Source organism: Streptomyces sp. NPDC021093 (assembly GCF_044333135.1).
Classification (GTDB): domain Bacteria; phylum Actinomycetota; class Actinomycetes; order Streptomycetales; family Streptomycetaceae; genus Streptomyces.
In genome coordinates this window covers 213,276-239,724 of record NZ_JBIRQJ010000007.1, presented here as the reverse complement: position 1 = coordinate 239,724, position 26,449 = coordinate 213,276, and the positions used below count along the sequence as shown (strand labels likewise).

General features: G+C 70.9%; 28 protein-coding genes. 14 read left to right on the top strand and 14 right to left on the bottom strand.

Features of this window, described 5'->3' with window-relative positions; genetic code table 11:
• Positions 1 to 27: 27 nt before the first annotated feature.
• The gene (locus ACH4SP_RS23125; RefSeq protein ID WP_398417432.1) at positions 28 to 1,212 is read right to left on the bottom strand and encodes a helix-turn-helix domain-containing protein; all 1,185 of its coding nucleotides are present in this window, start codon (positions 1,210 to 1,212) and stop codon (positions 28 to 30) included.
• Between the two features lie 308 nt (positions 1,213 to 1,520).
• On the opposite strand from ACH4SP_RS23125, the gene ACH4SP_RS23120 reads away from it, so the two are divergent.
• The 3 genes from ACH4SP_RS23120 to ACH4SP_RS23110 are packed head-to-tail and all read left to right on the top strand — an operon-like array spanning position 1,521 to position 2,544.
• Positions 1,521 to 1,745, top strand: coding sequence for a hypothetical protein (locus ACH4SP_RS23120; protein ID WP_398417431.1), 225 nt, complete (start codon positions 1,521 to 1,523; stop codon positions 1,743 to 1,745).
• Positions 1,742 to 2,221: an ATP-binding protein gene (locus ACH4SP_RS23115; protein WP_398417430.1), complete on the top strand. Its 480-nt coding sequence runs from the start codon at positions 1,742 to 1,744 to the stop codon at positions 2,219 to 2,221. Before ACH4SP_RS23120 ends, ACH4SP_RS23115 begins: the two co-directional genes overlap by 4 nt.
• Positions 2,221 to 2,544 (top strand): hypothetical protein, encoded by a 324-nt coding sequence (locus tag ACH4SP_RS23110; protein ID WP_398417429.1) that lies wholly within the window; start codon positions 2,221 to 2,223, stop codon positions 2,542 to 2,544. Before ACH4SP_RS23115 ends, ACH4SP_RS23110 begins: the two co-directional genes overlap by 1 nt.
• On the opposite strand, the gene ACH4SP_RS23105 is transcribed toward ACH4SP_RS23110, so the two are convergent.
• From ACH4SP_RS23105 to ACH4SP_RS23095, 3 genes are all read right to left on the bottom strand, one after another.
• Positions 2,536 to 2,724: a hypothetical protein gene (locus ACH4SP_RS23105; RefSeq protein WP_398417428.1), complete on the bottom strand. Its 189-nt coding sequence runs from the start codon at positions 2,722 to 2,724 to the stop codon at positions 2,536 to 2,538. The two genes, ACH4SP_RS23110 and ACH4SP_RS23105, sit on opposite strands and share 9 nt — an antisense overlap.
• A 171-nt stretch (positions 2,725 to 2,895) precedes the next feature.
• Entirely contained in the window at positions 2,896 to 4,710 is a 1,815-nt protein-coding gene (locus ACH4SP_RS23100) for a hypothetical protein (RefSeq protein WP_398417427.1), read from the bottom strand.
• 280 nt (positions 4,711 to 4,990) lie between these two features.
• On the bottom strand, positions 4,991 to 5,839 hold the full coding sequence (locus ACH4SP_RS23095) for a class I SAM-dependent methyltransferase (protein ID WP_398417426.1): 849 nt from the start codon (positions 5,837 to 5,839) through the stop codon (positions 4,991 to 4,993).
• A gap of 28 nt (positions 5,840 to 5,867) precedes the next feature.
• On the opposite strand from ACH4SP_RS23095, the gene ACH4SP_RS23090 reads away from it, so the two are divergent.
• On the top strand, positions 5,868 to 7,376 hold the full coding sequence (locus tag ACH4SP_RS23090; RefSeq protein ID WP_398417425.1) for a PLP-dependent aminotransferase family protein: 1,509 nt from the start codon (positions 5,868 to 5,870) through the stop codon (positions 7,374 to 7,376).
• 185 nt (positions 7,377 to 7,561) lie between these two features.
• On the top strand, positions 7,562 to 9,118 hold the full coding sequence (locus ACH4SP_RS23085; RefSeq protein WP_398417424.1) for an ABC transporter substrate-binding protein: 1,557 nt from the start codon (positions 7,562 to 7,564) through the stop codon (positions 9,116 to 9,118).
• A gap of 141 nt (positions 9,119 to 9,259) precedes the next feature.
• On the opposite strand, the gene ACH4SP_RS23080 is transcribed toward ACH4SP_RS23085, so the two are convergent.
• The 5 genes from ACH4SP_RS23080 to ACH4SP_RS23060 all read right to left on the bottom strand — a co-directional run bounded on the left by ACH4SP_RS23080 (position 9,260) and on the right by ACH4SP_RS23060 (position 13,370).
• Entirely contained in the window at positions 9,260 to 10,042 is a 783-nt protein-coding gene (locus ACH4SP_RS23080; RefSeq protein WP_398417423.1) for a succinate dehydrogenase iron-sulfur subunit, read from the bottom strand.
• Entirely contained in the window at positions 10,042 to 11,796 is a 1,755-nt protein-coding gene (gene sdhA, locus ACH4SP_RS23075) for a succinate dehydrogenase flavoprotein subunit (protein WP_398417422.1), read from the bottom strand. Before sdhA ends, ACH4SP_RS23080 begins: the two co-directional genes overlap by 1 nt.
• Positions 11,797 to 11,818: 22 nt before the next feature.
• Entirely contained in the window at positions 11,819 to 12,295 is a 477-nt protein-coding gene (locus ACH4SP_RS23070; protein WP_398417421.1) for a succinate dehydrogenase hydrophobic membrane anchor subunit, read from the bottom strand.
• Positions 12,296 to 12,303: 8 nt separating this feature from the next.
• A complete protein-coding gene (gene sdhC / locus ACH4SP_RS23065) occupies positions 12,304 to 12,684 on the bottom strand; it encodes a succinate dehydrogenase, cytochrome b556 subunit (protein ID WP_389243531.1) in 381 nt (126 codons plus the stop codon).
• A 161-nt stretch (positions 12,685 to 12,845) separates the two neighbouring features.
• Entirely contained in the window at positions 12,846 to 13,370 is a 525-nt protein-coding gene (locus tag ACH4SP_RS23060; RefSeq protein ID WP_398417763.1) for a 2-oxo-4-hydroxy-4-carboxy-5-ureidoimidazoline decarboxylase, read from the bottom strand.
• A 327-nt stretch (positions 13,371 to 13,697) separates the two neighbouring features.
• Between ACH4SP_RS23060 and ACH4SP_RS23055 the strand changes: the two genes are divergently transcribed.
• The 6 genes from ACH4SP_RS23055 (at position 13,698) to ACH4SP_RS23030 (ending at position 20,879) form a co-directional block, all read left to right on the top strand.
• Positions 13,698 to 15,401 (top strand): glycoside hydrolase family 20 protein, encoded by a 1,704-nt coding sequence (locus ACH4SP_RS23055; RefSeq protein ID WP_398417420.1) that lies wholly within the window; start codon positions 13,698 to 13,700, stop codon positions 15,399 to 15,401.
• 259 nt (positions 15,402 to 15,660) lie between these two features.
• Positions 15,661 to 16,173, top strand: coding sequence for a hypothetical protein (locus tag ACH4SP_RS23050; protein WP_398417419.1), 513 nt, complete (start codon positions 15,661 to 15,663; stop codon positions 16,171 to 16,173).
• A gap of 166 nt (positions 16,174 to 16,339) precedes the next feature.
• A complete protein-coding gene (locus ACH4SP_RS23045) occupies positions 16,340 to 16,903 on the top strand; it encodes a hypothetical protein (protein WP_398417418.1) in 564 nt (187 codons plus the stop codon).
• A 352-nt stretch (positions 16,904 to 17,255) separates the two neighbouring features.
• A complete protein-coding gene (locus ACH4SP_RS23040) occupies positions 17,256 to 18,020 on the top strand; it encodes an RNA polymerase sigma factor (protein WP_398417762.1) in 765 nt (254 codons plus the stop codon).
• On the top strand, positions 18,020 to 19,402 hold the full coding sequence (locus ACH4SP_RS23035; RefSeq protein WP_398417417.1) for a hypothetical protein: 1,383 nt from the start codon (positions 18,020 to 18,022) through the stop codon (positions 19,400 to 19,402). Before ACH4SP_RS23040 ends, ACH4SP_RS23035 begins: the two co-directional genes overlap by 1 nt.
• A 436-nt stretch (positions 19,403 to 19,838) precedes the next feature.
• Positions 19,839 to 20,879, top strand: a complete 1,041-nt coding sequence (locus tag ACH4SP_RS23030) for a nitroreductase/quinone reductase family protein (protein WP_398417416.1) — start codon at positions 19,839 to 19,841, stop codon at positions 20,877 to 20,879.
• A 75-nt stretch (positions 20,880 to 20,954) separates the two neighbouring features.
• Here ACH4SP_RS23030 and ACH4SP_RS23025 read toward each other — a convergent pair whose 3' ends face one another.
• The 5 genes from ACH4SP_RS23025 to ACH4SP_RS23005 form a co-directional block, all read right to left on the bottom strand.
• Positions 20,955 to 21,389: a nitroreductase family deazaflavin-dependent oxidoreductase gene (locus tag ACH4SP_RS23025; protein WP_398417415.1), complete on the bottom strand. Its 435-nt coding sequence runs from the start codon at positions 21,387 to 21,389 to the stop codon at positions 20,955 to 20,957.
• Between the two features lie 121 nt (positions 21,390 to 21,510).
• Entirely contained in the window at positions 21,511 to 21,945 is a 435-nt protein-coding gene (locus tag ACH4SP_RS23020) for a VOC family protein (RefSeq protein WP_398417414.1), read from the bottom strand.
• 370 nt (positions 21,946 to 22,315) lie between these two features.
• Positions 22,316 to 23,380: a methyltransferase gene (locus ACH4SP_RS23015; protein WP_398417413.1), complete on the bottom strand. Its 1,065-nt coding sequence runs from the start codon at positions 23,378 to 23,380 to the stop codon at positions 22,316 to 22,318.
• Positions 23,381 to 23,413: 33 nt separating this feature from the next.
• Positions 23,414 to 24,241 carry a helix-turn-helix transcriptional regulator gene (locus ACH4SP_RS23010; RefSeq protein ID WP_398417412.1) on the bottom strand — a complete coding sequence of 276 codons (828 nt, stop codon included), beginning with the start codon at positions 24,239 to 24,241 and terminating at the stop codon, positions 23,414 to 23,416.
• A 61-nt stretch (positions 24,242 to 24,302) separates the two neighbouring features.
• Complete coding sequence (locus ACH4SP_RS23005) at positions 24,303 to 24,527, bottom strand: hypothetical protein (RefSeq protein WP_398417411.1); 225 nt, start codon at positions 24,525 to 24,527, stop codon at positions 24,303 to 24,305.
• Positions 24,528 to 24,865: 338 nt separating this feature from the next.
• Here ACH4SP_RS23005 and ACH4SP_RS23000 point away from each other — a divergent pair, with 338 nt between their 5' ends.
• The 3 genes from ACH4SP_RS23000 to ACH4SP_RS22990 all read left to right on the top strand — a co-directional run bounded on the left by ACH4SP_RS23000 (position 24,866) and on the right by ACH4SP_RS22990 (position 26,433).
• On the top strand, positions 24,866 to 25,327 hold the full coding sequence (locus ACH4SP_RS23000; protein ID WP_398417410.1) for a hypothetical protein: 462 nt from the start codon (positions 24,866 to 24,868) through the stop codon (positions 25,325 to 25,327).
• Positions 25,328 to 25,534: 207 nt separating this feature from the next.
• Positions 25,535 to 25,885 (top strand): hypothetical protein, encoded by a 351-nt coding sequence (locus ACH4SP_RS22995; protein WP_398417409.1) that lies wholly within the window; start codon positions 25,535 to 25,537, stop codon positions 25,883 to 25,885.
• Positions 25,882 to 26,433 (top strand): hypothetical protein, encoded by a 552-nt coding sequence (locus ACH4SP_RS22990; protein ID WP_398417408.1) that lies wholly within the window; start codon positions 25,882 to 25,884, stop codon positions 26,431 to 26,433. Before ACH4SP_RS22995 ends, ACH4SP_RS22990 begins: the two co-directional genes overlap by 4 nt.
• Positions 26,434 to 26,449: the final 16 nt, after the last annotated feature.

Genomic DNA, 26,449 nt, shown 5'->3' with positions numbered 1-26,449 from the left:
CTGCGGCAGCGGGCGATTCGGCCCGGCTCAGAGCGCGATCCCGGACAGTTTCGACAACCTCAGCAACTCCGGATTGCTCCTGCGGTGCAGCGAGGTCAGTACCCGGAGCACTTCCCGTGCCATCGGGTGGATGCGTGCCAGTTGCGGGGCTGCCGCCCAGGCCGCGCTCAAGCTCTCCAGGGCTCCGTCGCGGTCTCCCACATCGAGCTGTGCCCGTGCGAGGTTCATGCGGCTGGGTGCGACCCGGGTGGGAGGCAGCCCTTCCAACGCGGCGTCCAGATTCTCCGCCACGGCCAGTGCTTCGCGGGGGCGTCCCAGGTCGAGGCGGGTGGCGAGGATGTGCGTGGTCGTGTTCTGCGGACCGAAGATCATGCTGTGGCGGTTCCAGTCCTCCCGGAACCACTCGGCGGCGGAAACGGCGGACGAGATGTGCCGTTCTGCCTCCCGCTTCCCTTCCTGCTTGTCGGTGAGCCTGCCCGCGAGGGTCATTCCACGGAGGTTCAACATGCCTACTGCAAAGGCGAGTTGCTGCCCGGCGAGGCTGGCCTCGGCAGCGGCGATGGCGCGGTCGACGATGGTGAGGCCGCCCTCGAAGTCGCCGCCGTTCAGGTATGCCCCGGCGCGGTCCCGGGCGGCGACGGCCTGCCCGAGCGGATCGCTCTTCTGCTCGACGGCCCACCGCTGACGTGTCACGGCCAGCTCGGCCAAGTCCATCCACCTGTGCCGCGCGGCCAGCCAGTAGACGGTGCTGTACACCTCTGCCAGGGCCATCCAGCTCTGCGCCGTGTTCTTGTCGTGCGCATGGGTCGTGGCGTCCCGCAGCAGCCTCGGCAGTATGACCAGCAGCCGGTCGACTTCTGCGGCGTCCCGATGCCCCGCAACCGCCTTGAGGGTCGCCGCGATGCGGCCCTCCTCGACGGGCTGTCCGCCGGGCAGGTCGTAGTCGCGGATGGCGGAGCGGAGAGCGGACAGCCGCTGTTCGTCATCGGGCCGGACGGCGGCCGCGCCCAGTACTTCAGCCATGGAAAGCCCCAGTGGCTCGCCGAGAGCGGCGGCCACGGCCGGGGTGAGGGTCCGGTTCCCGACTTCGATCTTGGAGAGGAGTGAGAGGGAGATGTTCGCCTGCCTGGCCAGCGACGCTTGAGACAGCCCGTGCGCCTTGCGCAGTGCGGCCAGATTCGCGCCCGGGGCAAGTTCGGTGGTCGTGCTCATGGGTCCTGTCTTCCTTGCGGATCGGTACCTGGCTCCATGGTCACAGGCTCGACGGGTGCCCGCACATCCGTTGTGCAATCGGTGTGCAAGTTCCTTCGCACATGCGCAAGTTGACTGGACATGCAAGAAAGAGACCCCCGCGACGCGGTGAACGTCCGGGGGCATGGCCAACGCTTCTGAGGAGCGTCAACGTGCGAAACCCTATCGCCCAACTTGCCGAGCTGCTCCGGCGTCTCACAGCTCCGACGACGGGGCGGCACCAACCGGTACAACGGCCCCCGCGCCGACCGGTGATCCGCCGCAGAGTCGTGATCTCCCGTCTGGCACCGTCCTTCGCGTCCGGCTACTTCCCCCGCCTCCGCAGCGCCTCCGGCGCACTCGTGCGGTCCCGTGAGCAGATTGAGTACGAGCGCTGGGAGCGCGTGAACCATCGACTCCAGCGGCAGCGGCGGCGGGAGCTGTGGCTCGCGTCGTACGGCGTCGATGCCGGGCCCCGCGTGATGCAGATCCACGGAATGGCGGTGGCCCGGTGAATGCGGATACGGAGGACAACAGTGGTGTGGTGGTGCTGCGTTGGGGCTACGGTCCACGCGCGGTCGGTGAAGCGCGCGCCGAACTCCGCAAGGCGCTGGCCAGCTGGGGTGCCACGGCGGTGGAGGACGCGGCAATCCTGGTGCTCTCCGAGTTGCTGACGAACGCGCAGCGGTACGGGCGGGTGCCGGGCCGGGACGTGGAGACCCGGTTCCTGCGGCTGGCCGGTGACGGCGGCGAAGGGGTGCGCCTGGAGGTCCACGATGCCTCGTCGCTTCGGCCCCGGCTGCGACGGGCGGCTCCGTTCGAGTGTGAGGGGCGTGGCCTGGTGCTCGTCGACGGGGTGGCCGACCGGTGGGGCGTGGTCGACCGAAACGGCCCCGGCAAGGCGGTCTGGGCCGAATGCACCGCACGGGCGGCGGACGTGCTGGAGGGTGCGGCGGTGAGCGCCAACGACCAAGCAGAGAAGGGGAGTTAGTGCGTGCGTCGATGCGGTTCGTGCGGTGGGAGATCCTTGGTCACCCGAGCAGTGAGGTCACGCTGACGGCGCGGTGTCTGGATCCGGACTGCCGGTGGGAGCTGGCGCCGACCGGGGACCACCGGATGGGCAACGACACGATCATGCGTCACACGGCCTGCACCGGGCATGCGACGTTCGCGCGCTCCATGCAGGACCTGGCGGTAGTGGTCCTGGCGGACCGGGCGGAGCAAGAACGGCGGGTGGCTGCGAACAAGCGGGAGTACGTGGCGCGTTACGCGGCGGAGGACGCGGCGGACGACCACGCGCATCACTCATCCTGAATCCCGGACCGGGCGCGGGCCCCGTTCGCCGGCCTCCTGCGGGTGGCCGACGAGCGGGGCTTCGCGCTGCAGGTCCAATCCGGTCGGCCTGATCAACGTGACGTTGGAGCGGCCGGTCAAGGAGCGGTTGGAGTTGCCCGGCTGCGTCGCGCTGGACGCGATGGCCTCGGGGATTCGCACCGTTGCTGTCTTCGACGTCGCGAGCGAGTCGGGGACTCGACCGGCGCAGCCCCGGCAAGGCAGTTGCCTTGCCGGGGCTGCGGTAGAGCTTTCCTGCGAGGACGTGTCGGAATGCGAGGCCTGCCGTCCCGGCCCTTCGAGGATGAGGTGCCGGGGCAGCAGGGAGCGGGGCTATCCCTTCTGAACGCCGGTGGCGCAGATGGCGGTGACCCGCGCAAGCGGGATGTTGCCCGAGGAGGACTTCTTGAGGTTGAGGCGGGCGGTCCACGCCTGGCTGCCGTCGGCAGCGGGGCCCTCCCAGTCGACCACGATGCCATCGGCGGTGGCGTTGTACACGCTGGTGACACCGCCGCCCATGAGGACCTCGCCCTCCTGGCAGGAGGCTGTCAACGTAAAGACACCTACGTCCTCAGTCTTCCCGGACGAGTGGGCGGTGCGCCGGGTCACGGTAGCGTTCGCGCCGTCGCGGCCAGCTGCTCCGGTGTCGCCTTTCGCGCCCGCAGGACCAGTCGCGCCAGTGGTACCCCTGGCACCGGCTGGGCCCACAGCACCAGTCTCGCCCTTGGCGCCCGCAGGACCTGCTGCGCCGGTGTCGCCCTTGGCGCCCGCAGGGCCAGCCGCGCCGGTGTCGCCCTTCGCACCGGCCGGGCCTGCAGGACCTGCCGTTCCGGTGTCACCCTTGGGACCCGCTGGGCCTGCGGTACCTGCAGCACCGGTGTCACCCTTGGGTCCGGCTACGCCGGTGTCGCCTTTCGCGCCCGCAGGGCCAGCCGCGCCGGTGTCGCCCTTCGCGCCGGCCGGGCCCGCAGGACCTGCTGCTCCGGTGTCGCCCTTGGCGCCGGTCGGACCCGCAGGTCCGGTGGTGCCGGTGTCGCCCTTCGCGCCGGTCGGGCCTGCAGGGCCTGCTGCTCCGGTGTCGCCCTTGGCGCCGGTCGGACCCGCAGGTCCGGTGGTGCCGGTGTCGCCCTTCGCGCCGGTCGGGCCTGCAGGACCTGCTGCTCCCGTGTCGCCCTTGGCGCCGGTCGGACCCGCAGGTCCGGTGGCTCCGGTGTCGCCCTTCGCGCCTGCCGGGCCCGTAGCGCCGGTGTCGCCCTTCTCGCCCTTCTCTCCCTGGGGTCCGCCGGGGGTGCCGGGGTCGCCCTTCTCGCCCTTCATCTCGGCCTTCTCCGCGTCCGTCCAGTCCGTCGGGCTGGTCTTGGGACCCGCAGGGCCGACCGGGCCGACTGGGCCTGCCGCTCCGGTGTCTCCCTTGTCGCCCTTGAGTTTGTCGAGTTGGTCGGGGGTGGCCTTGTTGGGGTCCCATTCCGGACCCGTGTCGCCCGTGTCGCCCTTCGCGCCCGCCGGGCCCGCAGGGCCTGCCGCGCCGGTGTCGCCCTTAGGGCCTGCCGGGCCTGTGTCGCCGGTGTCGCCCTTTTCTCCCTGGGGTCCGCCGGGGGTGCCGGGGTCGCCCTTCTCGCCCTTCATCTCGGCCTTCTCCGCGTCCGTCCAGTCCGTCGGACTCGTCCGCGGACCCGCAGGCCCCTGCGGCCCCTCCGGACCGGCCGGGCCGGGGTCGCCCTTATCGCCCTTCGGACCGGGGCTTGGGAGGGGGACGGGGCTGTTGCCGCGGCCGTCGTAGTCGCCCTGGCTGTCGGCGCCGTCGCCGCGCGTGCACCAGGACACGGAGGCGAAGCTGCTGACGTACCGGGCGCTCATCCAGCCGGTGCGGTCGTAGAGCTTGAACCAGATGCTGTTGCCCGCGACGTTCTGCGCGCGGACCTTGCACTTGAGCGAGACACGGGCGCCGGAGCGGTACATGCCGAGCCTGGGCGCGTTCGTCGTCGGCGTCGCCCGGACGAACTGACCGATGCGCGACACCACCTTCCCCGCCACCGGACGCGCCAGCGACGTCTCCGGGGCCACCGCCGCGGCGGCCTGCGCCACCCCCGGGGCAGCGAGCGCGACCGTCACACCAAGCGAGAGCGCACCCAGTCCGGTGCGGCTCATCCCGCCCGGACGGGGCCATGAAGAAGAAGACACAGAGCTTCCCTTGTCCTATTTCATATCACCACGAATGCGATGAATCACATGATTCTCAGCACACTGCAACAGGACACACGCGCCGACACCACCGCACGGTCACTCAAACGCCTCACTGTCGCGGGCCCGGGGCGCTACGGCGACACCCAGCTACGTCTCCCACGGTGCGGGTGCCTGGGCCCAACGGTCCGGTTCGGCGCCCCTTTCGGTATCACGCTCGTACAACTGGCCGTCAGGCGGCGGGAGTTCAGAACGGGTTGACCGCGACGCCCTTGAAGAAGGTGTAGTGGAACGTCCCGCCGTGTGCGGCCGTCCGGTGCAGGTCCGCGATGCCGCGGTCCCAGTCGGCCTCCGTGGTGAGGGCGGCGGCCAGCGCGTCGTCCCGGACGGAATCGACCATCGCGATGAACGTGTTGCGGGTGAAGCCGTCGACCAGGCCGGGGCGGGTCCCGTCGGCGTAGACCGTACGGGGCCTGACCTCGACGTTCTCGTATCCGGCACCGGCCAGCAGCGGCTGCACCTGTCGGCCCAGCAGCGCGTTGCCGCCGGCCGCCTCCTGGAGGCGGACCTGGCAGTCGATCGCGGCGCGGGCGTAAGCGCTGTCGGGGTGGAAGAACGCCGATCCGTGGTCTCCCTCGATCACCGTGAGGGTTCCCCCGGGCCGCAGCACGCGCCGCAGTCCGGCCAGTGCCGTCAGCGGGTCCGCCAGGTGTTCCAGGACGAAGCACACGAAGACGTGGTCGAACTCCGCGTCGGCGAAGGGGAGTTGGAGCAGGTCAGCGCGCTGCCACTCCACCGGGGCGGCGGGGAACAGGTCCGTGACGTGGGCGCGGGCTCGGGCGAGCGATTCCTCGGACTGGTCGACCGCGACGATGTGCGCCCCGGGGCTGGACCGGAGCAGGTGGACCGTCTGGGCCCCGACCCCGCAGCCGGCCTCCAGCACCCGGCTGCCGGGCGGGTAGGACGTACCGCCGTGGAGCAACTGCGCGAGGGTGTCGGCCTGGTCGCCCAGCCGCTGTCCCTCGCGCGGCGAGTAGCCGTGCACGTAGTCGACGGCGGGGACAGCGGCGGCGGAAGGTGTTGTCGCTGTGTTCATGGCTTCACTCTGGGCCCAGTATGGCCTCATGGACAGATCCAAACCCGGCGCTTCCGACCGGTCCGTACCGGCACCGGCAGGCTCCGACTTCCTCCATCTCGTCCTCGAAGAAGCCCCGTTGGGCGGGAAGTCCGACTGGCTGGCCCGGCAGATCAGGGCCGCGCTCGCGGACGGCCGGCTTCCGGTGGGGAGCCGGCTGCCCGCCACCCGGGTCCTGGCGGGCGAACTCGGAGTGTCGCGCGGCGTGGTCACCGAGGCGTACCAGCGCCTGATCGAGGACGGGCACCTCGCCGGGCGGGGACGTAACGGAACGGTCGTCGTCGGCGCACCCGCCGCGGCAACGAGAGCGACGGCGGTGCCCCGGCCCGCCGGGCGCGGCAATCCGTCCCCGCCGCAGGCGCTGTTCGCCGCCGAGCCCGGCGTGGACGCCTTCGACGCGGTGCGCGCGGCCCGTGCCCGTATCGACCTCTCCCCGGGGGTTCCCGACCTCGCCGCCTTCCCCCGAGCGGCGTGGCTGCACGCCGAACGCCGGGCCGTCGGCAGCCTCGCCGCGTCCGACCTCGGGTACGGGGACCCGCGCGGGGCCCCGGCGCTGCGGCTGGCCGTGGCGCACTGGATCGCCCGCAACCGCGGCATCAGGGCGGACCCCGACGAGGTGCTCATCGTCGCGGGCACCGCCCAGACACTCACCCTGCTCGGACAGGTGCTGTACGAGGACGGCATCGGCGCGGTGGCCGTGGAGGACCCCGGTCCGCTCGGTGCCCGCCAGCACCTGCGCCACTGCCGCCTGGACACCCCGCCCGTCGCGGTCGACTCCGAAGGAGTGCGCGTCGACGAGCTCCGTGCGTCGGGGGCGGCGGCCGTTCTCCTCACGCCCGCGCACCAGTTCCCCACCGGCGTGGTCCTCCGCGGCCCCCGGCGCACCGAACTGCTGCACTGGGCCCGTGACACCGGCGGCCTGATCGTCGAGGACGACTACGACGCCGAGCACCGCTACGACAGGACCCCGGTACCGGCGCTGCGTTCCGTGCTCGCCGACCGCGTCTGCTACGCCGGGAGCGTGTCCAAGCTCCTCGCCCCCGCCCTGCGCATCGGCTGGGTGCTCGCCCCGCCGAAGTACCGCGACGCCCTCGTGGACGCCAAGCGGTTCGCCGACCTCGGCAACGCGGTCCTGCCGCAGCTGGCGCTGGCCCAGTTCATGGAATCGGGCGAGATGGAACGGCAGTTGAGGCTGCTGCGCAGGCACCACCGCCGTCGTCGCGATGCCATGATCACCGCGATCCGCAGCCACCTCCCGCACGCGACCGTGCACGGCACCGCGGCGGGCCTGCACCTCACGATCACCTTCGGTGCCCCCTTCGCCGACACCGACCTCGCGGCCGCGGCGTTCGCCCGCGGCGTCAAGGTCCAGCCGCTGTCCTGGCACGCCCAGCGCCCCCACCGGCCGGGGCTGGTCCTCGGCTACGCCGCGAGCACCCCCACCGAGATCGCCGAAGGGGTGGCCACCCTCGGAGAGGTCCTGCGACAGCTGCTCTGACCTGCGCCCCGGTCTGTGGATCAGTTGTGGATCACCTGTGTCCCATGTGTCACTTCGGAAAGAATTGCCCCTTCCGTGGCCCTAATTCGTGTGATTAGGTGAACGAATCGTGGGGCTGGGCGTGTGGAACCTCCGTCTGCCCTCTGGGTGGGGTATCGCGAGGAGAGCAAGTCACTATGCGGTCGATGGGATCCATCCGCCTGCGTGTCATCGTCACAGCGGCGGTCGTGGCCGCGGCCGCGGTCGGAGCGTGGCAGTTCCTCCCTTCGGACGGAGACAACGTTGCCGCCATCAAGGTCGGCACGACGGACAAGGCGTCCTCGCTGGACCCGGCCTACGCGTACGACGTGGGCTCCTGGGCGCTCTACAGCAACCTCTACCAGTCGCTGCTGACGCTCAAGACCGGTGCGGCGACGCCGACTCCGGACGCGGCCAAGGAGTGCCACTTCGTCGGGCAGAAGCTGATGACGTACCAGTGCGTGCTCAAGGACAACCTGGTCTTCTCCAACGGGAAGAAGATCACCGCCGAGGACGTCAAGTTCAGTTACGACCGCATCCTGCGCAACGGCATGGACGTGGGCCCCCGTTCCCTCTTCGCCTCGCTGAAGTCGGTCTCCGTCGACGGGCACACCGTCACCTTCAACCTGCACTCGGGCGACGCCACCTTCCCGTTCAAGGTGGCCTCCGGCGCGGGCGCGATCGTCGACAGCGCGAAGTACCCGGCGACCGCACAGCGCAAGGACGCCGGGGTCGACGGTTCGGGGCCGTACGTCCTGTCCTCGTACACGAAGGGCAAGATCGCCCAGCTCGTCCCGAACCCGCAGTACCGGGGGGCCGTGCAGATGGCAGGCAAGCCGGTCGACGTGAACTACTTCGAGGCGTCCGAGGACCTGCAGAAGGCGTGGGAGAGCAAGGAGCTCGACGTCGCGCACCGGCAGCTGCCGCCCGAGATGCTCTCCAAGCTGACCCCGGGCGATCCGAACGTCCAGGTCAGCGAGGCCGACGCGACCGAGACCCGCAACATGGTGCTGAACGTCCGCAAGTCCTCGCCCTTCGCCGACCGGGACGTCCGCCGGGCCGTCTCGTACCTCGTGGACCGCCCGAAGCTGGTCGGCGAGGTGTACTTCAACACCGTCGAGCCGCTCTACGACGCCATCCCCAAGGGCGTCATCGGCCACGGCACCCCCTTCTTCGACGCCACCTCCAGACCCAGCGTCAAGAAGGCGAAGGCGGCGCTGGACGCGGCGGGCGTGGAGACCCCGGTGAGTTTCACCCTGGGGTACGCCAAGGGCGGTGCGACCCAGGCCGAGGCCAGGGAGCTGAAGAAGCAGCTGGACGGGTCGGGCCTGTTCTCCGTCACGCTGAAGGAGAAGAAGGTCTGGGACGAGTTCCAGGTGGACTACAAGGCGGGCAGGTTCGACGCGTACAACGTCGGCTGGGTCGCCGACTTCCCGGACCCCGACAACTACAGCCAGCCGCTCGTCGGCAAGGGCAACAGCAATGCGAACGAGTACGTCAACCCGCAGATCGAGAAGCTGATCGCCAGCACGCAGCGCACCTCCCAGCGGAGCGACACCGTCGAGGACTTCAAGGCGATGCACAAGATCGTCGCGCAGGACGTGCCGCTGGTGCCGCTCTGGCAGACCAAGGACTACGTGCTGAGCAACGGCCAGGTCGGCGGCGTGCAGTACTTGTCGGACGGCACGGGCATCTGGCGGCTGTGGGAGCTGAGCCGGCTGTAGCCGCAGTCCGGCAGCCAGGCGTACGAGAAGGGCCCCGCCCCCGGGTGACCGGGGGCGGGGCCCTTCTCTCGTACGTACTGATCAGGCGTACTGATCAGCCGTGCCGATCAGGCGTGCCGATCAGGCGTGCCGATCAGAAGATCAGAAGCGACGCGTGATCAGCGCGCGCTTCACTTCCTGGATCGCCTTGGTGACCTCGATGCCGCGCGGGCAGGCGTCCGTGCAGTTGAACGTGGTGCGGCAGCGCCACACGCCGTCCTTGTCGTTGAGGATTTCGAGCCGCTGCTCGCCACCCTCGTCACGGCTGTCGAAGATGAAGCGGTGCGCGTTGACGATGGCCGCCGGGCCGAAGTACTGGCCGTCGTTCCAGAACACCGGGCACGAGGACGTGCACGCGGCGCACAGGATGCACTTGGTGGTGTCGTCGAAGCGCTCGCGGTCCTCGGCGGTCTGCAGCCGCTCGCGGGTCGGCTCGTTGCCCTTGGTGATGAGGAAGGGCATCACGTCGCGGTAGGCCTGGAAGAACGGGTCCATGTCCACGACCAGGTCCTTGAGGACCGTCAAGCCCTTGATGGCCTCGACCGTGATCGGCTTCTGCGGGTTGATGTCCTTGATCAGCGTCTTGCAGGCGAGCCTGTTCTTGCCGTTGATCCGCATCGCGTCCGAGCCGCAGATGCCGTGCGCGCAGGAGCGGCGGAACGTCAGCGTGCCGTCCTGGTCCCACTTGATCTTGTGAAGGGCGTCGAGCACGCGCTCCTTCGGGTCCATGTCGACCTCGAAGTCCTGCCACTCGGCGTCCTCGGAGACCTCCGGGTTGAACCGGCGGATCCGGAAGGTGACCTTGATGTACGGAGAGTCGGCGAAGCCGGGCTCGGGCGCGCCCTTGCCGTCCTTCTCCACCTTGTCCATGGTCGGGGTAGCCATCAGTACTTACGCTCCATCGGCTGGTAGCGGGTCTGGACGACCGGCTTGTAGTCGAGCCGGATCGACTCGGTGCCGTCGGCCGCGACCTCGCGGTACGCCATGGTGTGGCGCATGAAGTTGACGTCGTCGCGGGTGGGGAAGTCCTCGCGGTAGTGACCGCCGCGGGACTCCTTGCGCGCCAGGGCCGAAACCGCCATGACCTCGGCGAGGTCGAGCAGGTTGCCCAGCTCGATGGCCTCCAGGAGGTCGGTGTTGAAGCGCTTGCCCTTGTCCTGGATGGACACGTTCAGGTAGCGCTCGCGCAGCTCGGCGATCTTCTCGACGGCCGTCTTGATCGTCTGCTCGGTGCGGAAGACCATGACGTTGGCGTCCATGGTCTCCTGCAGCTCCAGGCGGAGCGCGGCCACGCGCTCGGTGCCGGTGGAGTTGCGCAGCCGCTCGACCTGGTCGACGACCAGCGAGGCCGGGTCCTCCGGCAGCTCGACGAAGTCGTTCGAGTGGCTGTACTCGGCGGCGGCGATGCCGGCCCGCTTGCCGAAGACGTTGATGTCGAGCAGCGAGTTCGTGCCGAGGCGGTTGGCGCCGTGCACCGAGACGCAGGCGACCTCACCGGCGGCGTACAGGCCCGGGACGACGGTGGTGTTGTCCCGCAGGACCTCACCCTCGACGTTCGTCGGGATGCCGCCCATGGCGTAGTGCGCGGTCGGCTGGATCGGGATCGGGTCCGTGTACGGCTCGATGCCCAGGTAGGTACGCGCGAACTCCGTGATGTCCGGGAGCTTGGCGTCGAGCTGCTCCGGCGGGAGGTGCGTGAGGTCGAGGTAGACGTGGTCGCCCTCGGGACCGCAGCCACGGCCCTCACGGATCTCCGTGTAGATGGAGCGGGACACGACGTCACGGGACGCGAGGTCCTTCATGACCGGCGCGTACTTCTCCATGAAGCGCTCGCCGTCCTTGTTGCGGAGGATGCCGCCCTCACCGCGGGCGCCCTCCGTCAGCAGGATGCCCATGCGCCAGATGCCCGTCGGGTGGAACTGGAAGAACTCCATGTCCTCCAGCGGCAGCCCGCGGCGGTAGCACGCGGCCTGGCCGTCACCGGTCAGCGTGTGCGCGTTGGAGGTCACCTTGAAGAACTTGCCGGTGCCGCCCGAGGCGTAGATGACCGACTTGGACTGGAAGACGTGGATCTCACCGGTGGCCAGCTCGTACGCGACGACGCCCGCGGACTTCCTTACGCCGTCCTCCTCCACGATGAGCTGATCGAGGACGTAGAACTCGTTGAAGAACTCCACACCCTCCTTGATGCAGTTCTGGTAGAGGGTCTGGAGGATCATGTGGCCGGTGCGGTCGCCCGAGTAGCAGGACCGGCGGACGGGGGCCTCGCCGTGGTTGCGGGAGTGACCGCCGAAACGGCGCTGGTCGATGGTGCCGTCCGGCGTACGGCCGAACGGCAGGCCCATCTTCTCCAGGTCGAGGACCGCGTCGATGGCCTCCTTCGCGAGGATCTCGGCGGCGTCCTGGTCGACCAGGTAGTCGCCGCCCTTGATCGTGTCGAAGGTGTGCCACTCCCAGTTGTCCTCCTCCACGTTCGCCAGCGCGGCGGCCATGCCGCCCTGCGCGGCGCCCGTGTGGGACCTGGTCGGGTAGAGCTTCGTCAGCACTGCGGTGCGGCTGCGCTTGGTCGACTCGATGGCCGCGCGCATGCCCGCGCCACCGGCGCCGACGATGACGGTGTCGTACTTGTGAATCTTCATCTTGGTTGCCTCAGCCCCGGGCCTAGCGGATGTTCGGGTCGAAGGTGAAGATCACCAGCGTGCCCAGAAGGACGGTGAACACCGTGGCGGTGTACAGCAGGTTCTTCAGCCAGAAGCGCGTCTTCGGCTTCTCCGCGTAGTCGTTGATGACGGTACGCAGGCCGTTGGCACCGTGCAGCATGGCCAGCCACAGCATGATCAGGTCCCAGGCCTGCCAGAACGGCGAGGCCCAGCGGCCCGCCACGAAGGCGAAGCCGATCTTCGATACGCCGCCGTCCAGCACCAGCTGGATCAGGAGGTGGCCGAGGACGAGGACGACGAGCACGACGCCGGACAGGCGCATGAACAGCCAGCCGTACAGCTCGAAGTTGGTGCGCGTGGAGCGGGGCGTCTTCGAGGTGCGCTTGCGCGGGGGCTCGATGACGGGCGCCGGGTTGTCGGCGTCGTACAGGCTTACGCCCTCGACGGGACCGACTGCGGAAGAGGTCTCAGCGGACATTTCTTGACTCAGCTCCCGAAGACTTCGCGTACGGCGTGACCGAGCACGGGGTACAGGGCGCCGACCATCAGGACGATCCAGATGCCCAGCACGGTCCAGAGCATCTGCTTCTGGTAGCGGGGGCCCTTGGACCAGAAGTCCACGGCGATGACCCGAAGGCCGTTCAGCGCGTGGAACAGGATGGCGGCGACAAGGCCGTACTCAAGGCAAGCCACGAGCGGGGTCTTGTAGGTGGCCACGACATCGTCGTACGCCTCGGGAGAGACGCGGACGAGAGCGGTGTCGAGGACGTGTACGAACAGGAAGAAGAAGATGAGGACGCCGGTGACTCGATGAGCCACCCAGGACCACATGCCTTCCCGGCCGCGATACAGCGTTCCAGCCGGCACGGAAATACCCTCCGGGAGCGGGGATTGGGGTCGGCCGGCTTGGTTTGTCGGTCAGACCCGGCCGGGTACGGTCCACCGGCCCCGGTCATCGTAGCGACGAGTTGTCGGTTCCCTCGCCCGGGGGCCTCCGGTGTGATCAAACAGGCAATCAAACAGCCCAATCAAACGGCCACGGACGGGCTAGCGGCAGGGGCGGCGGTGCGGGGCGCCGCCTGCGTCCAGGGTTCCCGGACGAGCCGGGCGAGCCGTCCGCGGGCCAGTCTGCGCAGCTCGTCGGCGGCCACGGCGCGTTCCTCGTCCCGCTCGTTGCCCAGCCGGAAGCGGATTCCGGCGAGGGTCTGGTCGAGGTGCTCCTCGGGGGCGTGCGCGTCGAGGCAGATCACGAACGGATGTCCGAAGCGGTTCTCGTACGTGTCGTGGGCGGCCAGCAGTGCGGTCTGCGCGGCGGGCGGGGTGTCCGCGCCGGGTCCCGGCGGGTCCTCACGGGCCAGCGCGTCCGCGATCTCCTGGACGGACAGGTCGTACGACGCCTCGTCGGCGGCGGCGAGCAGGGCGTCCGGATCGGGGTAGGGGCGGTGTGCGGCGATCCGCTCGGCCCAGCGGCGGCTGCGGCAGCACCCGAGGAGCAGGGCTTCGGCGGTGCGCGCGGGGGCCTCGTTGAACCGGTCGAGCGAGGCCTGGTGGATCTCGGGCCGGAGGGGCGCGTACGCGTGAGGTGCGCTCTGGTGAGGTGCGCTCTGGTGAGGCGGGCCGCCACGGCCGCTCGTTGTAAGGGAGGCGGAGGGATACAGCGTGGCTCCTACGTCGAGTGGCGGTGTGCCGGATGGGACGGTGGCGGGGTCGTAAACGCTAGCGACGGCCGGGAAGAACTGTCCGACGAATGCACGAATTTCATCCGAACGGGAGGGTTTACGCGCGCGGGGTAGACGGTACCGCCGCCGAAAAGCTCGTACTTTCGGGCTTTGAGGTGGATTCAGTCTTTTTGTGCCAAAAGCGAGAGTTGGGGTCGACGGATGAGCAGTTCCCGAAGGTCACACCGGGTCGTGAGAGGCCGGGTGCCGCGCGGGGCACTGGTGGCCGGGGCCGTCGTGGCCGTCGCGGCGGCCGGTACGGTCACGTTCGCCGCCTGGCCGGACGGGAAGGGCGGGCCGCGGTCGGCGGCGTCGGAGTCGTCATCGGCCTCGGAGTCGGCCGGGGCCGGCCAGGACGACGCCAAGAGCGCGGACGCCGGGCGGCCCGCTTCGCCGTCCCCCGCCGCGCGGCCCACGCGCCCCGTCTCCGGGCCGCCGCGCACCATTCCGTTCGTACGGGAGGTACAGCGCGGCCGCGGGACGGGCTGGCGGCCCGCCCCGGCCACCCGGGTCGTCGTGGCGGCGGGCAGCGAGGGCGCGCTCGCCGACGAGGGGCGGCTGCTCGCGGGCGAGCTCGGGAAGGGGTACGCGCAGGGCGTCGCAGCCCGGCCGGGCGACGTCGAGCTGGCGATGGGCGCGCCGGGCACGGCGGATGCGGCGGGCGGCCCCGAGTCGTACACCGTGACGACGCGCGGCGGCCGGGTGCGGATCACCGGCGCCGACCAGGCGGGCGTCTTCTACGGCACCCGCACCCTCAAGCAGGCGGTCCGCTCCGGCGGCGGCCTCGCGGACGGCGTGCTGCGGGACGCCCCCGCGAAGCCCAGGCGCGGATTCGCGCTCGACACCGCCCGCAAGCACTTCGACGCGTCCTGGATCGAGGACCGGATCCGCGAGATGGGCGACCTCAAGCTCAATGAGCTGGGCCTGCACTTCTCCGACGACCAGGGCTTCCGCATCGCCTCCTCCTCGCACCCGGAGATCGTCTCCAAGGACCACCTCACACAGGCCGAGGTCCGCCGCATCGTGACCCTCGCGGCCTCCCGGCACGTCCGCGTGATCCCCGAGATCGACTCGCCGGGCCACCTGGGCGCGGTCATCGCCGCCCACCCGGACCTCCAGCTCCGCAGCGCCTCCGGCAAGCCCTCGCGGGGCGCGGTCGACATCGCGAACCCGAAGGCGGCCCGGATCGTCGACGAGCTGCTCACCGAGTACGCGGAGCTCTTCCCCGGTGCGTACTGGCACCTGGGCGGCGACGAGTACCGCGCGCTCACCGTCTCCGACCCCGAGTCGACCTACCCGCAGCTCACCCGAGAGGCCCACCGCAGGTACGGCGCGCGGGCCCGCGTCCAGGACCTGGCGACGGGCTGGCTGAACGACCGCGCGGCGACGGTCGCCCGGCACGGCAAGTCCGACGTCCGCGCCTGGAACGACGGCTACTTCGCGGGCGGCGTGGTCGACGCGCCCAAGTCCCGCGAGGTCGCGTACTGGACGGGCAAGGAGATCGGCGCCCGCAAGCCGCTCGAATACCTCCGGGAGGGCCGCAAGGTCCTCAACGTGAACGACGAATACCTCTACTACGTCCTGGGCGAGCCCAACACCTTCCAGTACCCGACCGGCCGCCGCATCTACGACGAGTGGACCCCGCGCGTCCTGCGCGGCAGCGAAGCCGTCCCGGCCCGCTACGACGCCCTGATCACCGGCGGCCAGCTCGCCGTCTGGTGCGACTACCACAACGCGCAGACGCAGGCGCAGGTCGCGAAGGGCATCCGTCTGCCGCTGCGCGCCACCGCCCAGAAGCTCTGGGACCCGCGCAAGCCGGCGCTGGGCTGGGAGGGGTTCAAGGGGCTGGCGGGGGAGGTGGGGTAGGGGGCGGCGGACTCCGGGACCGGCCGTGGCCCTCTCCGTGCGGAAATCGACCCGCATGCGGGAGGGCGGGACGGAAGGGGGATTTCGGTCGGGATGGGTGTGTGATTCAGGCCGCAGTCCGCTCCCGATGGCCATGACCTCCCGTCATGTGGGCACAATGTGCCAGGGCTGTGGTGGATACGTGCGCAACTGGCCGTTCCGGCCCAGTCCGGGTGAGGCTTGAGCCTCTTGAGGTCAACGCGTGGGGGGAGTGGGAAACATGGGTTTCTGGGGTTACTTCGTCGTAGGGAAGAACACCGGGCCGCTCTCGGAGCTCGAAGCATTGGCCGAGGTCAGAGACGACTTGGCGTTGTACGACGAGCGTGCGGGCGGCTGGCAGGTCTGGGAGCGCCCGAGCGAGCCGGAGGTCGGCGACATGGGTGCGCTGGCGCGCGGCGTGTGCCGGGACACCGGGGCACCGGCGCTGTTCGCGTTCGTGATGGGCAGTGACTGCGTGGTCGTGGAGGCCGCGGCGCCCGAGGGCGGTTCGTGGTTCGCGTGCCTGGGGCGCGAGGCGATGGCCGGGTACCTGCAGGCGGACGGGCTGCTCCTGGAGGACCTGTTCCTGTCGGCCGAGGACGCGGCGGAGAAGGCCGTGTCCTGGGCGGCGGAGGCCGGCCGGACCGTGGAACTGGAACCGCTCGTCACCGTGCTGAAGGCGGAGGCGGACCCGGTGGCCGAGGAGCTGTTCGCGTACTTCCTGGACGTGCTGGGACTCGAACGACAGCGATAGCGAAGGCAACATCAACAGCAGTGACGTTCCGGCAGGGAACCCACCGGTGTGCGACGGCGTTGCCACTGTGACGTATTCCGGTGCCGGTACGCAGAGGAAGCAGAGGGTCCGCCACTCCGGGCGGTCCCGTGCCCCTGACGTTCCGTCATGGTGTCGAGGAGGACGCGTGAGCCTGCCATTGGTGGAACCGACCGGACTGGCCGACCGGATCGGCCGCGCCGACGAGCGCGCCCTCGCCGTGAGCGCGCTCGCCTGCCTGGACCGCTGTCTGCCGCTCCTTGAGTACGTCGACGGGGTCACGGTCGGCGCGGCCGCCGCGGACGCCGCGCTGCGTCCGCTCTGGGAGGCGGCCGAGGGCGGCGAGGCCTGGCTGGGCAGGCTGCGGCTGGCCGCCGCGGGTGTCGTACGGGCGGCGGACCTCGCCGACGCGGACGCGGGCACCGGACCGGTGGAACTGCTGCGGCGGGCGGCGGCCGTGCCCCGCCGGTACGAGGCCGGGGAGCTGCGGGGCTGGGCCGAGGAGTGTTCGGCCGCGGCCCTCTCCGTGCACCGGCAGCTGGACGGCGACCGCGACGGCGGCCCGCTCGCCACGGGTGAACTGCGCCGCCAGGAGCGCCTGCTCGACCTCCTCGCCGAGGACGGCGACGGGCTGCGGGCCGCGTTCGTGCAGTCGACGGAGGGCAAGCGGGTGCTGCGGGCGGCGGCGGCACGGCGGGCCAGGCGGGCTTAGGGACATGGGCCGGGCGGGCTCAGGGGCGCGGGCCGGACGGGCGCCGGGAGACGTGGGCCGGGCGGGTACAAGGAGGCCGGAAGGGCAGCCGGGGCCGCCACCCCCCACAGGAGTGACCCCGGCCGCCAATCCGTACGGGCTGTGCGACGAGCCCGTACTCCACTCAGCGCCGCGAGTGCGTTTTCTGTCACACCTCGGTCTGTCAGCGGGTCGTTGCACGTTGTACAAGTCATGGACTAATCGCCCGTTGACGTCGTAGCGTGCACATTCGCGCTGGGGTGGGGCGTGCTGCGTGCGCCCACGGGAGACCAGCACATCGAAGACCAGCATCGACTGGGGACAGGTTGAGATAGTGCTGGGGGACGACGCGGAGCTGACCGCCGCGGTGCTCGCGGCGCAGGACGGGAACGAGCAGGCGTTCCGGACTGTGTACCGCGCCGTGCATCCAAGGCTGTTGGGCTACATACGCACACTGGTCGGCGAGCCCGAGGCGGAGGACGTCGCGTCCGAGGCGTGGCTCCAGATCGCGCGCGACCTCGACCGGTTCAGCGGCGACGCGGACCGGTTCCGGGGCTGGGCGGCACGGATCGGCCGCAACCGGGCGCTCGACCACATCCGGATGCGCGGCCGGCGCCCCGCCGTGGGCGGCGACGACACCGAACTCACCGAAAAACCGGCTGAATCGGACACCGTGGGCGAAGCGATGGAGTCGCTCGCGACGCACCGGACGATGGCGCTCATCGCACAGCTGCCGCAGGACCAGGCGGAGGCGGTGGTGCTGCGCGTGGTGGTCGGTCTTGACGCGAAGAGCGCGGCGAAGACGCTGGGCAAGAGGCCGGGCGCGGTACGGACGGCTGCCCACCGGGGACTGAAGAGGCTCGCGGAACTGCTGGAGAGCAGAGGCGCCGGGGAACACGCGGAGTACGTGGAGCAGGCGGAGTACGCGGAGTGCGCGGGGCGTGCCGAGTGGGCTGCGGGGGGCGAACTGGACGCCGTACCTCCGCAGCGGGACCGGCGGGCGGCCGCGGCGGCAGGACCGGCAGGACCGGTGCGCGGGAGGCCACGCGCATCGCACGGTGTGACGCAATCGCGCGCGCGGACGCAGAAGGAAACGTGATGGCCGACGAGCGCTACGAGTGGCTTGACGAGGAAACGGCGGAACAGCTGCTGCGCGGGGAGACGGGCGTCGGGGCGTCGGGGTCCTGGGCGGCGTCGGGGTCTGGGGACGGTTCGGGGTCTGGGCCTGGGTCTGGGCCGGGGTCTGCGGCCGGGGCGGAGCCCACGTCAGGTTCCGGTTCCACGTCCGGTTCCGTTTCGGAGGCCGCGCGGCTTGCCGCCGTGCTCGCCGAGCTGCGTGCGGGAGCGGCAGGCGCGGGAGCGGCAGGTACGGGAGCGGCAGGTACGGGAAAGGCAGGCGCGGGACTGGGTGCCGGGACCGGTGAACTCCCGGGTGAGGCAGCCGCGTTGGCGGCATTCCGGCAGTCCAGGGTCGTCGCTTCGGCACGACGGCGCAGCCGTTGGGGCCGTCCGCTGCGGCTCGGTCTGGTGAGCGTGCTCGCGGCGGGGACGCTCGGCGGTGTGGCCGTTGCCGCCGGTACGGGCGTGCTGACGTCGCCCTTCCCGTTCGGCCGCTCCGAACCCGAGCCCGCCTCGTCGGTGTCGGCCGCCGCGGACCCTGCCCCTTCGGACTCCGCCGAGACCGGTCCCGATGTGGAAGCGGACGGGGATCCGGAACGCAGCGGACGCCCCGACGACCCGGCCGTGAACAACACGTCAGGCACCGGCGGCCAGGACCCGTCCGCCGGTACGGGCGCGACCGGCGAGGTCCCCGGAGAGGCGAAGGACAGGGGCAGCGGCTCGAACGGTTCCGACGCGGGCGCCGCCGCCGGAGGAACCGGCTCGGACCACGGCTCGGCCGGTACGTCCGACACCTCCGACGCCGCCGGCACGTCCGACTCGTCGGGCTCCGGCACGGACGCGACGGAAAGCTCCGGCACGCAGGGCAGGCCGTCCAGCGACTGGCAGCGCCGTACCGCGAAGGCATGCCGGGACTACCGGGCCAACCGCCTGCCGGTGCACCTCAAGAAGTACCTGGAGGCCCAGGCCAAGGGTCCCGAGGGCATCAACCGCCTCTGTGACCGCCTGCTCGGCGGCGGCTCCCCGCCCGTGCCGGGAGGCCCGGGGCACAGCGACGGCGACCAGGGCGGCAACGGAGCACCCAGCGGCGGCACCGGTCCGGGCAGCGGAAACGGAAGCGGATCCGGAGGGAAGGACGAGAACGACGGCGACGGCGGAGACGGGAACGGCGACGGCGGCGGAGGAGGCGGAGGAGGCGGCGGGAACGGACGGCCGGGTGAAGCCGGCGGGAACCAGAGCCCTGTCCGCAGCGCCGCCAGGATCCCCGCCAGGAACCTCGCCCGCAGTGCCGTCCTGAGCCCCGCCAGCAGCCGTGACACCGCTGGCGGGGGCCGGCTGCTCACCGTTTCGAGCAGGGTGTGACGTTTTTCGGGGCGGCGACGCTGTAGAGAGTGAGCCGACTGGTCATCGGCTGCGCACGAGCCGGGGTTCCCCCCGTACCTACGGCTCTGCGCACCTGGCGCGGGCGGGATTCGTTCCCCCGGTCCCGTCCGCGCCTCTTTTCGTACGTCGTTGACAGCCGCCGCCGGTGCGGTCTCTAATGGTTGACGTGCAGCGCGGTGCCGGCCACAGAGCAGTGGGCAGGCCGGCGACCGAGCCAGCACCTTCTCCACAAGGGGCAAACGCGATGAGTCCAGACTCAGCACCCCGCATCTGACGCCGTTCCGCGTCCCGCGCCACCCTTCTCGTTCTCTCCCTCTCCTCCTCTCCTCCGCGCCGCACGAGTGCGCCCCTGAGCGCCTCGCTTGCCACGGAGTCACGGAGTCACCCACACCTGTTCAGGAGATGTCGACACCGCATGTCGTCCGCAGCAGCGTCATCAACAGAATCCGCATCCGCATCCCCGGCCGCACCCGCACCCGCATCCCCGGCCGCGCCCGCAGCAGAGCCCTTCGACTTCAACCAGTGGGTCATCGACGAGTTCCGCGCTCACGAGGGAAAGGTGGGTGGCCCCTTCGAGGGTGGTGACCTGCTCCTTCTCACCACCACGGGTGCGAGGTCCGGCAGGCGGTTCACGGTTCCGCTCGGGTACGCCCGTACCGAGGACGGTCAGCTGATCGTCACCGGCTCGAACATGGGCGCCCCGGAGCACCCCGCCTGGTACCACAACGTCCTCGCCCACCCCGCCGTCGAGGTCGAGGTCGGCACGTCGTCCTTCGGCGCGGTCGCCGTCCCGGCCGAGGGGGAACACCGCGACCGCCTCTTCGAGCGGATCGTCCGTACCGCCCCCGGCTACGCCGACTACCAGAAGCAGACCTCCCGCACGCTCCCGGTGGTCGTCCTCGAACGCACCGAGTACGGAGCCGAGTACGGAGCCGGGCCCGGCACCGGGGACAGCACCGGGTCCGGCGGCCCGCGCCCGATCCTCACCGTCGGGGACAAGCTGCTCGAAATCCACACCTGGCTGCGCGGCCAGCTCGCCCGCGTACGTACGGACGCCGAGGCCCACTTCGAGGCGGCGGCCTCGTTCCCGGGTGCTCCCACCCTGCCCGGCCTGGGCCTCCAGATCCGCCAGCACTGCCTGGCCTTCTGTGAGACCCTCGACTTCCACCACAAGAGCGAGGACGCGGCGGTCTTCCCGCAGATCGAACTCCACAACCCGCACCTCGCGGGCGCCCTGGCCCAACTCCGCGCGGAACACGTAAAGGTGGCCGCCCTCAAGTCCCAACTGGCGGAACTCCTGGGGGAGTTCCAGACCGCCGACCCGGGCGTCTTCCTCGCCGAACTCACCCGGATGTCGGACGAGTTGACCGCCCACATGGACTACGAGGAGTCGGTGATCCTCCCGATCCTGTCCGACATCCCGCTCCCGTCGGGCCCGCCCCCGGTCAGCGAGTAGCGGCGGCAGCGGCGGTGAACTGGCCGATCAGCACGGTCCAGTTCACCGCCGCGCGACGATGGTGCGCCCGCCCGGCTAGTTCCCCGTGCGCCGCAACCGCATCACCGGGATGTCCCGCTCGGTCTTCTTCTGGTAGTCCGCGTACTGCGGGAACAGCTCCACAAGACCCGGCCACACCCGCGCCTTCTCCTCCGCGCTCAGCGTCTCCGCGCGCGCAGCGAACCGCTCGGTCTCCACGCGGAGTTTCACCTCCGGGTTCTCCTGGAGGTTCAGGTACCACAGCGGGTGCTGGTCCGCGCCGCCCTTCGACGCGACGATCAGGTAGTCGTCGCCGTCCCGCCCGTAGATGAGAACGGTCCGGCGCAGGGTGCCGCTGCGGCGGCCCTCGTAGTCGAGCAGCAGGCAGGGGACGCCCTCGATGGTCGTACCCTCGGTGCCGCCGGAGGACTCGTACAGCTCGGCCTGCTTGGCGACCCAGCCGGTGGGGCTGATCTCGATCTTCTCGGTCACGTGAGCTCCTGTGGTGAGGTGGACGAGATGCTTCGCTCTGCCATTAAACGTGCCATGGCCGCGAACCGGCGGCGAACTAGCCATGGCCGCGAACCGGCCGCGAACTAGCCATGGCCGCGGACTAGTCGAGACAGAACTCGTTGCCCTCGACGTCCTGCATCGCGATGCACGACTCGTTGAACCCGTCGGCGACCAGCACTTGCACGCACACCGCGCCGAGCGCGACCAGTCGATCGCGCTCGGCCTTGAGCGTGGCGAGGCGCTCTTCGCCCACGAGCCCGGTGCCGGCCCGCACGTCGAGGTGCACCCGGTTCTTGACGACCCTGCCTTCGGGAACGCGCTGGAAGTACAGCCGCGGGCCCTCCCCCGAGGGATCCGTGCAGGCGAACGACGCACCCTGGCGCTCGGGCGGCAGCGAGCGATCGAAGTCGTCCCAGCTGGCGAACCCCTCGGGCGGCGGCGGGACGACGTACCCCAACACCTCGCACCAGAAGCGGGCCACGCGTTCGGGTTCCGCACAGTCGAAGGTGACTTGGAACTTCTTGATCGACGTCATCGGCACACCGTAGCGCGGGCTGTTCAGCGAGTCCCGGGGGTTTCGCCGCGACCGCTTGACCTGCCCCGTACGGTCCTGAGAACAGCCTTAGCCGTGCGGCAGGCGCGGCCTCGCCAGAGCGGCGAGACCGCCCCCACCTCCGGGCGCACCGCCACCGGCACCGCCGCCGCCCGCAGAGGCGGAGCTGGCGGCCGGCCCTCCGCCACCGCCACCGCACCGAAGCTCCCCCCTGACCTCGTCACCCGAACAGGTGCTGAAGGGAGGGGAGTTCAGCGCCGCGCGGGTGCGGTGCGTGCTGCGGGGACAGGGCGACCGTGCGTGAATCCGAGCCATCATCGCTCGTTTCCACGCATAGTCGCCCAGCTTGCCGTCAGCCCGCCACGACCTCGATGAGGGAGTACGGTGCGGCCTCCGCCAGCGGGGTGACCGCCGTGAGGGACAGGCCCGCGCGGTGGCACACTTCCTCGAAGTCCTTGCGGGTGCGCTCCCTGCCGCCCACGTTCACCAGCATGTTGAGGTCGCTCAAGTACGTGACTCCGCCGTCGCTGACGTCGGGTTCCGCGCTGGTGTCGACGACTTCGGGGAGCACGGGCTCCACGATCAGGACGAGCCCGCCGGGCGGCAGCACCTCGCGGCAGTGGCTCAGGATCGTGACCACCTGGTCGTCCGTCCAGTCGTGCAGGACGCTCTTCATCAGATAGAGGTCCGAGCCCTCGGGGACCGAACGGAAGAAGTCCCCGGCGATCAGCGAGCAGCGGTCCTCCAGCCCGTGCCGCGCCAGCGTCTTCGGTGCCTCGGCCAGACCCTCCGCCGTGTCGTAGACCGCACCGGTGAGGCCCGGATGCGCGGAGAGCACACCGGCCAGCAGGGTTCCGTCGCCCCCGCCGACGTCCGTGACCGTGGTGAACCGGCCGAAGTCGAAGGCGTACGGCAGCACGGCGGCGGTCTCCGAGACGGCCTGGCCCATCGCCGCGTTGAACTCCGCTGACAACTCGGGGTGCTGGGCGAGGTGGCTGAAGAAGTCCGTGCCGAAGACGGCGTCGAACGCGACCTCACCGGTCCGGACGCTGCCGTCCAGGTGCTCCCAGGCGCGTACGATCGCCGGCTCGGTGAACATCCTCACGAACGACTTGAGCGAGTCGGGGCGACTGGGGTCGAGGAGTGCGCCCGCGGAGGTCACCGAGAAGGAATCGGGGGCGTGTTCCCGCAGCACACCGAGCCCGGCCAGGGCGCGCAACAGCCGTGTCATGGGCTGGGGTTCGGCTCCGGCGTCGACGGCCACGTCGGCGGCCCGGCGCGGCGTGTCGCCCACCAGCTCCACCACCCTCAACCGGACCGCCGCGCGCAGGGTCTGCGCGGCCATGCTGCCGAACGCGAGCCGGACGATCAGATCACGGTCGGCCGTGCCTGCTGCTCGGACATCGGTGTTCGCCACAGGTGCCTTCCCTTCTTCGTGTGTGAGCACGGGTTATCCGGCGGACGTGGTCCTGCCGGCCAGCGCGCCCGGCGTGCACCCGGCGAGGGCCAGGACGTCGCGATGGAGATGGGGCTGGTCGGCGTATCCGCACGCCAGAGCGACGTCGCTGGCGCTCTCGCCCGCGCGGAGCGCTTGGGCAGCGTGGTCGAAGCGGACCAGCATGGCGGCACGCTTGGGGGTGAGGCCGATCTGGGCACTGAACCTGGACCACAGCCGCTTGCGGCTCCATCCGCAGGCCGCGGCGAGGTCACCGACCCGGATCCGGCCGCGACGGGCCACGATGGTGTCCCAGGCGGCGGCGACCTCGGGCGACATCGGCGGTGCCCCCGCGGCCCGTTTCGTGAGGAACTCGTCCGTCAGCGCGAGGCGTTCCTGCCACGTAGTGGCGTCGGTCAACTGCTCGCGGAGGCGTCGCTCGGGCCGCCCCCACAGGTCCTCAAGTCCGGTGACGGACCCGTGCAGTTCACGCGGGGAGACGCCCAGCAGCGCATGGGCGGCCCGGGGCGACAAGCACACTTCGACGCACTCGACGTGCTCGCCACGGATGCGGGCCGGTCCTGGCGACAGCGAAGCGACGAAGCTGCTCATGGGCCGGTGCCCGGTGGCGCTCTCCACCGTGACCGGGTTGCCCCCGAGCCCGATGATGACGATCACGGCGGGCTGGGGGATCACCCGCATGTCCAGCCCGGCGGCGACGCGGTCACGGAATCCGGCCATCCGGACGCCGTCGAGGGAGCTGCCGCCGAGGGGGCGGGCGACCTCCCAGCCGTACTCGGCATCGCGATCCATGGGGGTGTCCCCCACTTCGTGTCTGCGCATGCCCCTACCGTCGCCGACTGTGGTGGGCCTGTCTTGTACGAAAGTTCCGGGGTGTTCCTCGCTACCGCTTGACCCGTCCCCGTACGGCGAGGACGGCGAAGCCGAGGAGGACGGGCTCGGCGAGGCGGGAGGCCATTTCGGTGTATGTGCCGGCGGGGTTGACGGCCGGGGGCGTGTCGGTGACGTGGCGTACGTCCCCCCGGCCCGAGACGGTGCCCTGCGAGACGGGTTTCGGGTCGTCGGCGGGGAGGCCCCAGAGCATCATCGCGAGGAGCGTGCCGGCCATGGCGAGCAGCAGCCAGCCGAGGGCGCGGGTGGCGCGGAGGCCGTAGCCGGAGAGGGCCCAGTAGGTGTGGAGGAGGGTGCGTTCGGGGGGGGGGGGGGGGGGGGGGGGGGGCGGGGGGGGCCGCGGGGGGGGGGGGGGGCGGGGGGGGCGGGCCGGGGGGGGGGGGGGGGGGGGGGGGGCGGGGGGGGGCCCGGCCGCCCCCCCCCCCCCCGCCCCCCCCCCCCCCCCCCCCCCCCCCCCCCCCCCCCCCCCCCCCCCCCCCCCCGGCCGCGTCGCCAGCGAGTGCCGGAGGGCGTGCTGTCGAAGGTGCAGAGCCCTTCGAGGCGGAGCTGTTCCAGGTGGATGGTTCCGGTGAACAGGCAGCGGGTGAGGTCGACGTTCGAGAGGACGAGGTGGGCGGCGTCGACTCCGCGGAGGGAGGTCATACGGACGGAAGCGTCGGGCGTTCCGGTGACGAGGGACTCGTCGAGGACTCCTCCGTCGGAGAGTACGGGCGGAGCGGGCTCGGCAGAGATGGTCAGCGGGTACTCGAAGACGGCGTGCGCGAAGTCAACGGTGGCATGACGGAGTTGAAGGTACGCCGTCGAAATCCAGCGCGTCCGGCGGCACAGGAGAAGGCGTGCGGAGATGAGGGCGTGGTGACCGAAGGCGGCCGCGCTGAACCTGGCTTCGTTGGCGAAGAGCGCCAGGTGGAATCTGGCGTCGTCGGTGAAAGGCGCGTCATCGAAACCGGTGTTGCCGGGTTCAGCAGCAAACGGGCGTGGTGCGCGCTGCGGGACCAGGCTGGGGAAACGGGCTGACCCGGGCGGGAGGACGGACCGCCCCCGACCGTGTGTGGAAAAGAGCCATCATGGCTCTTTTCCACACACGGTCGCCCCAACGGGGGTGGGGTGTGTACGTTCGGTGGCCCATGGGGCCAGTGGGGCAGCGGGGTCGGCGAGGGGGCGAACCGGTCGGTGAAGGTACGGAAAAGTGCTCGGGCTCTTGCAGGGGCAGCGGCGCTGCTGATGGGTGCAGCCGTGGTGACCGGGGTGGTCGGGGGAGCCTCGTGGGTCGTGTCGCTGTGCCAGGGGCTGGCAGGGGCCTCGTATCTCGCGGTGGTGGTGCTTCCCGGCAGGATGCTGCTGCCCCGTGCCGATGCCGCCGTGCCCGGCCGGCGGGCCAGGCGCAACGGGCGTGCCCTGGTCGTGGCGGGCGTGCTGGTACTGACGGCCCTGGCGCTCGCCATCGCGCTCGCCGGGAACACCTCCCTGGCCCTCGGCGTCGCAGGACTCGCCCTCTTCGCCCCGGTGTCGTTCCTGCTGGGAGGGGCAGGAGCGGGAGCCGGGACGAGGGGCGGGGCGGGTGCCCGCCGGTGAGGAACGGGGCGGGGTACCTCAAGGGGCTCTACCGGTCCGTCGTGCTGTTCCTTCCGCTCCTGCCGGTGTTCGTCCTCAGCCAGATCATCTGGCATTCGGATACCGCGACGTCGACCAAGATCCTCTCCTCCCTCGGCATGCTCGGTGTCGTACTGCTGCTGTCACTCGTGCACCGGAAGGTCTTCGGGCCGCCGGTGGGGGTGGATGAGGTCGAGGCGCGGTATCGGAGCAGACTGCTGGGGCCGGGGGAGCGGCTGAAGCTGGTGGTTCCGGTGCGGGAGGCGGTGGGGCGGCTGCCGTATTCGATGCTGGGGCACGGGCTGGGGCACGGGCCGGGGCTGTGGCTGGCCTGCACGGACCGTAGGGTCGTGGCCTTTTCGTACGACCGGAAGGGCGGGGGCGGGGTGGCGCCCTTGTGGAGCGCGGAGAGCGGCGGGGTCGCCCTCCGGGGTGGGCGGGTGGTGCTGCCGGACGGTGTGGGTGGGCAGCGGAAGCTGGTGGTGGCGCCCGGGGTTCGGGGCGACGTCGAGTACTGGCTGGACTCGTGAGGGGAGGAGGGGAGGA

Coding starts and splice junctions, on each gene's coding strand:
- ACH4SP_RS23125 (WP_398417432.1), bottom strand. CDS start 1,212: ATGAGCACGACCACCGAACTTGCCCCGGGCGCGAATCTGGCCGCACTG.
- ACH4SP_RS23100 (WP_398417427.1), bottom strand. CDS start 4,710: ATGAGCCGCACCGGACTGGGTGCGCTCTCGCTTGGTGTGACGGTCGCG.
- ACH4SP_RS23095 (WP_398417426.1), bottom strand. CDS start 5,839: ATGAACACAGCGACAACACCTTCCGCCGCCGCTGTCCCCGCCGTCGAC.
- ACH4SP_RS23090 (WP_398417425.1), top strand. CDS start 5,868: ATGGACAGATCCAAACCCGGCGCTTCCGACCGGTCCGTACCGGCACCG.
- ACH4SP_RS23085 (WP_398417424.1), top strand. CDS start 7,562: ATGGGATCCATCCGCCTGCGTGTCATCGTCACAGCGGCGGTCGTGGCC.
- ACH4SP_RS23080 (WP_398417423.1), bottom strand. CDS start 10,042: ATGGCTACCCCGACCATGGACAAGGTGGAGAAGGACGGCAAGGGCGCG.
- sdhA (WP_398417422.1), bottom strand. CDS start 11,796: ATGAAGATTCACAAGTACGACACCGTCATCGTCGGCGCCGGTGGCGCG.
- ACH4SP_RS23070 (WP_398417421.1), bottom strand. CDS start 12,295: ATGTCCGCTGAGACCTCTTCCGCAGTCGGTCCCGTCGAGGGCGTAAGC.
- ACH4SP_RS23055 (WP_398417420.1), top strand. CDS start 13,698: ATGAGCAGTTCCCGAAGGTCACACCGGGTCGTGAGAGGCCGGGTGCCG.
- ACH4SP_RS23050 (WP_398417419.1), top strand. CDS start 15,661: ATGGGTTTCTGGGGTTACTTCGTCGTAGGGAAGAACACCGGGCCGCTC.
- ACH4SP_RS23035 (WP_398417417.1), top strand. CDS start 18,020: ATGGCCGACGAGCGCTACGAGTGGCTTGACGAGGAAACGGCGGAACAG.
- ACH4SP_RS23030 (WP_398417416.1), top strand. CDS start 19,839: ATGTCGTCCGCAGCAGCGTCATCAACAGAATCCGCATCCGCATCCCCG.
- ACH4SP_RS23020 (WP_398417414.1), bottom strand. CDS start 21,945: ATGACGTCGATCAAGAAGTTCCAAGTCACCTTCGACTGTGCGGAACCC.
- ACH4SP_RS23010 (WP_398417412.1), bottom strand. CDS start 24,241: ATGCGCAGACACGAAGTGGGGGACACCCCCATGGATCGCGATGCCGAG.
- ACH4SP_RS23005 (WP_398417411.1), bottom strand. CDS start 24,527: ATGGCCGGCACGCTCCTCGCGATGATGCTCTGGGGCCTCCCCGCCGAC.
- ACH4SP_RS22995 (WP_398417409.1), top strand. CDS start 25,535: ATGGGTGCAGCCGTGGTGACCGGGGTGGTCGGGGGAGCCTCGTGGGTC.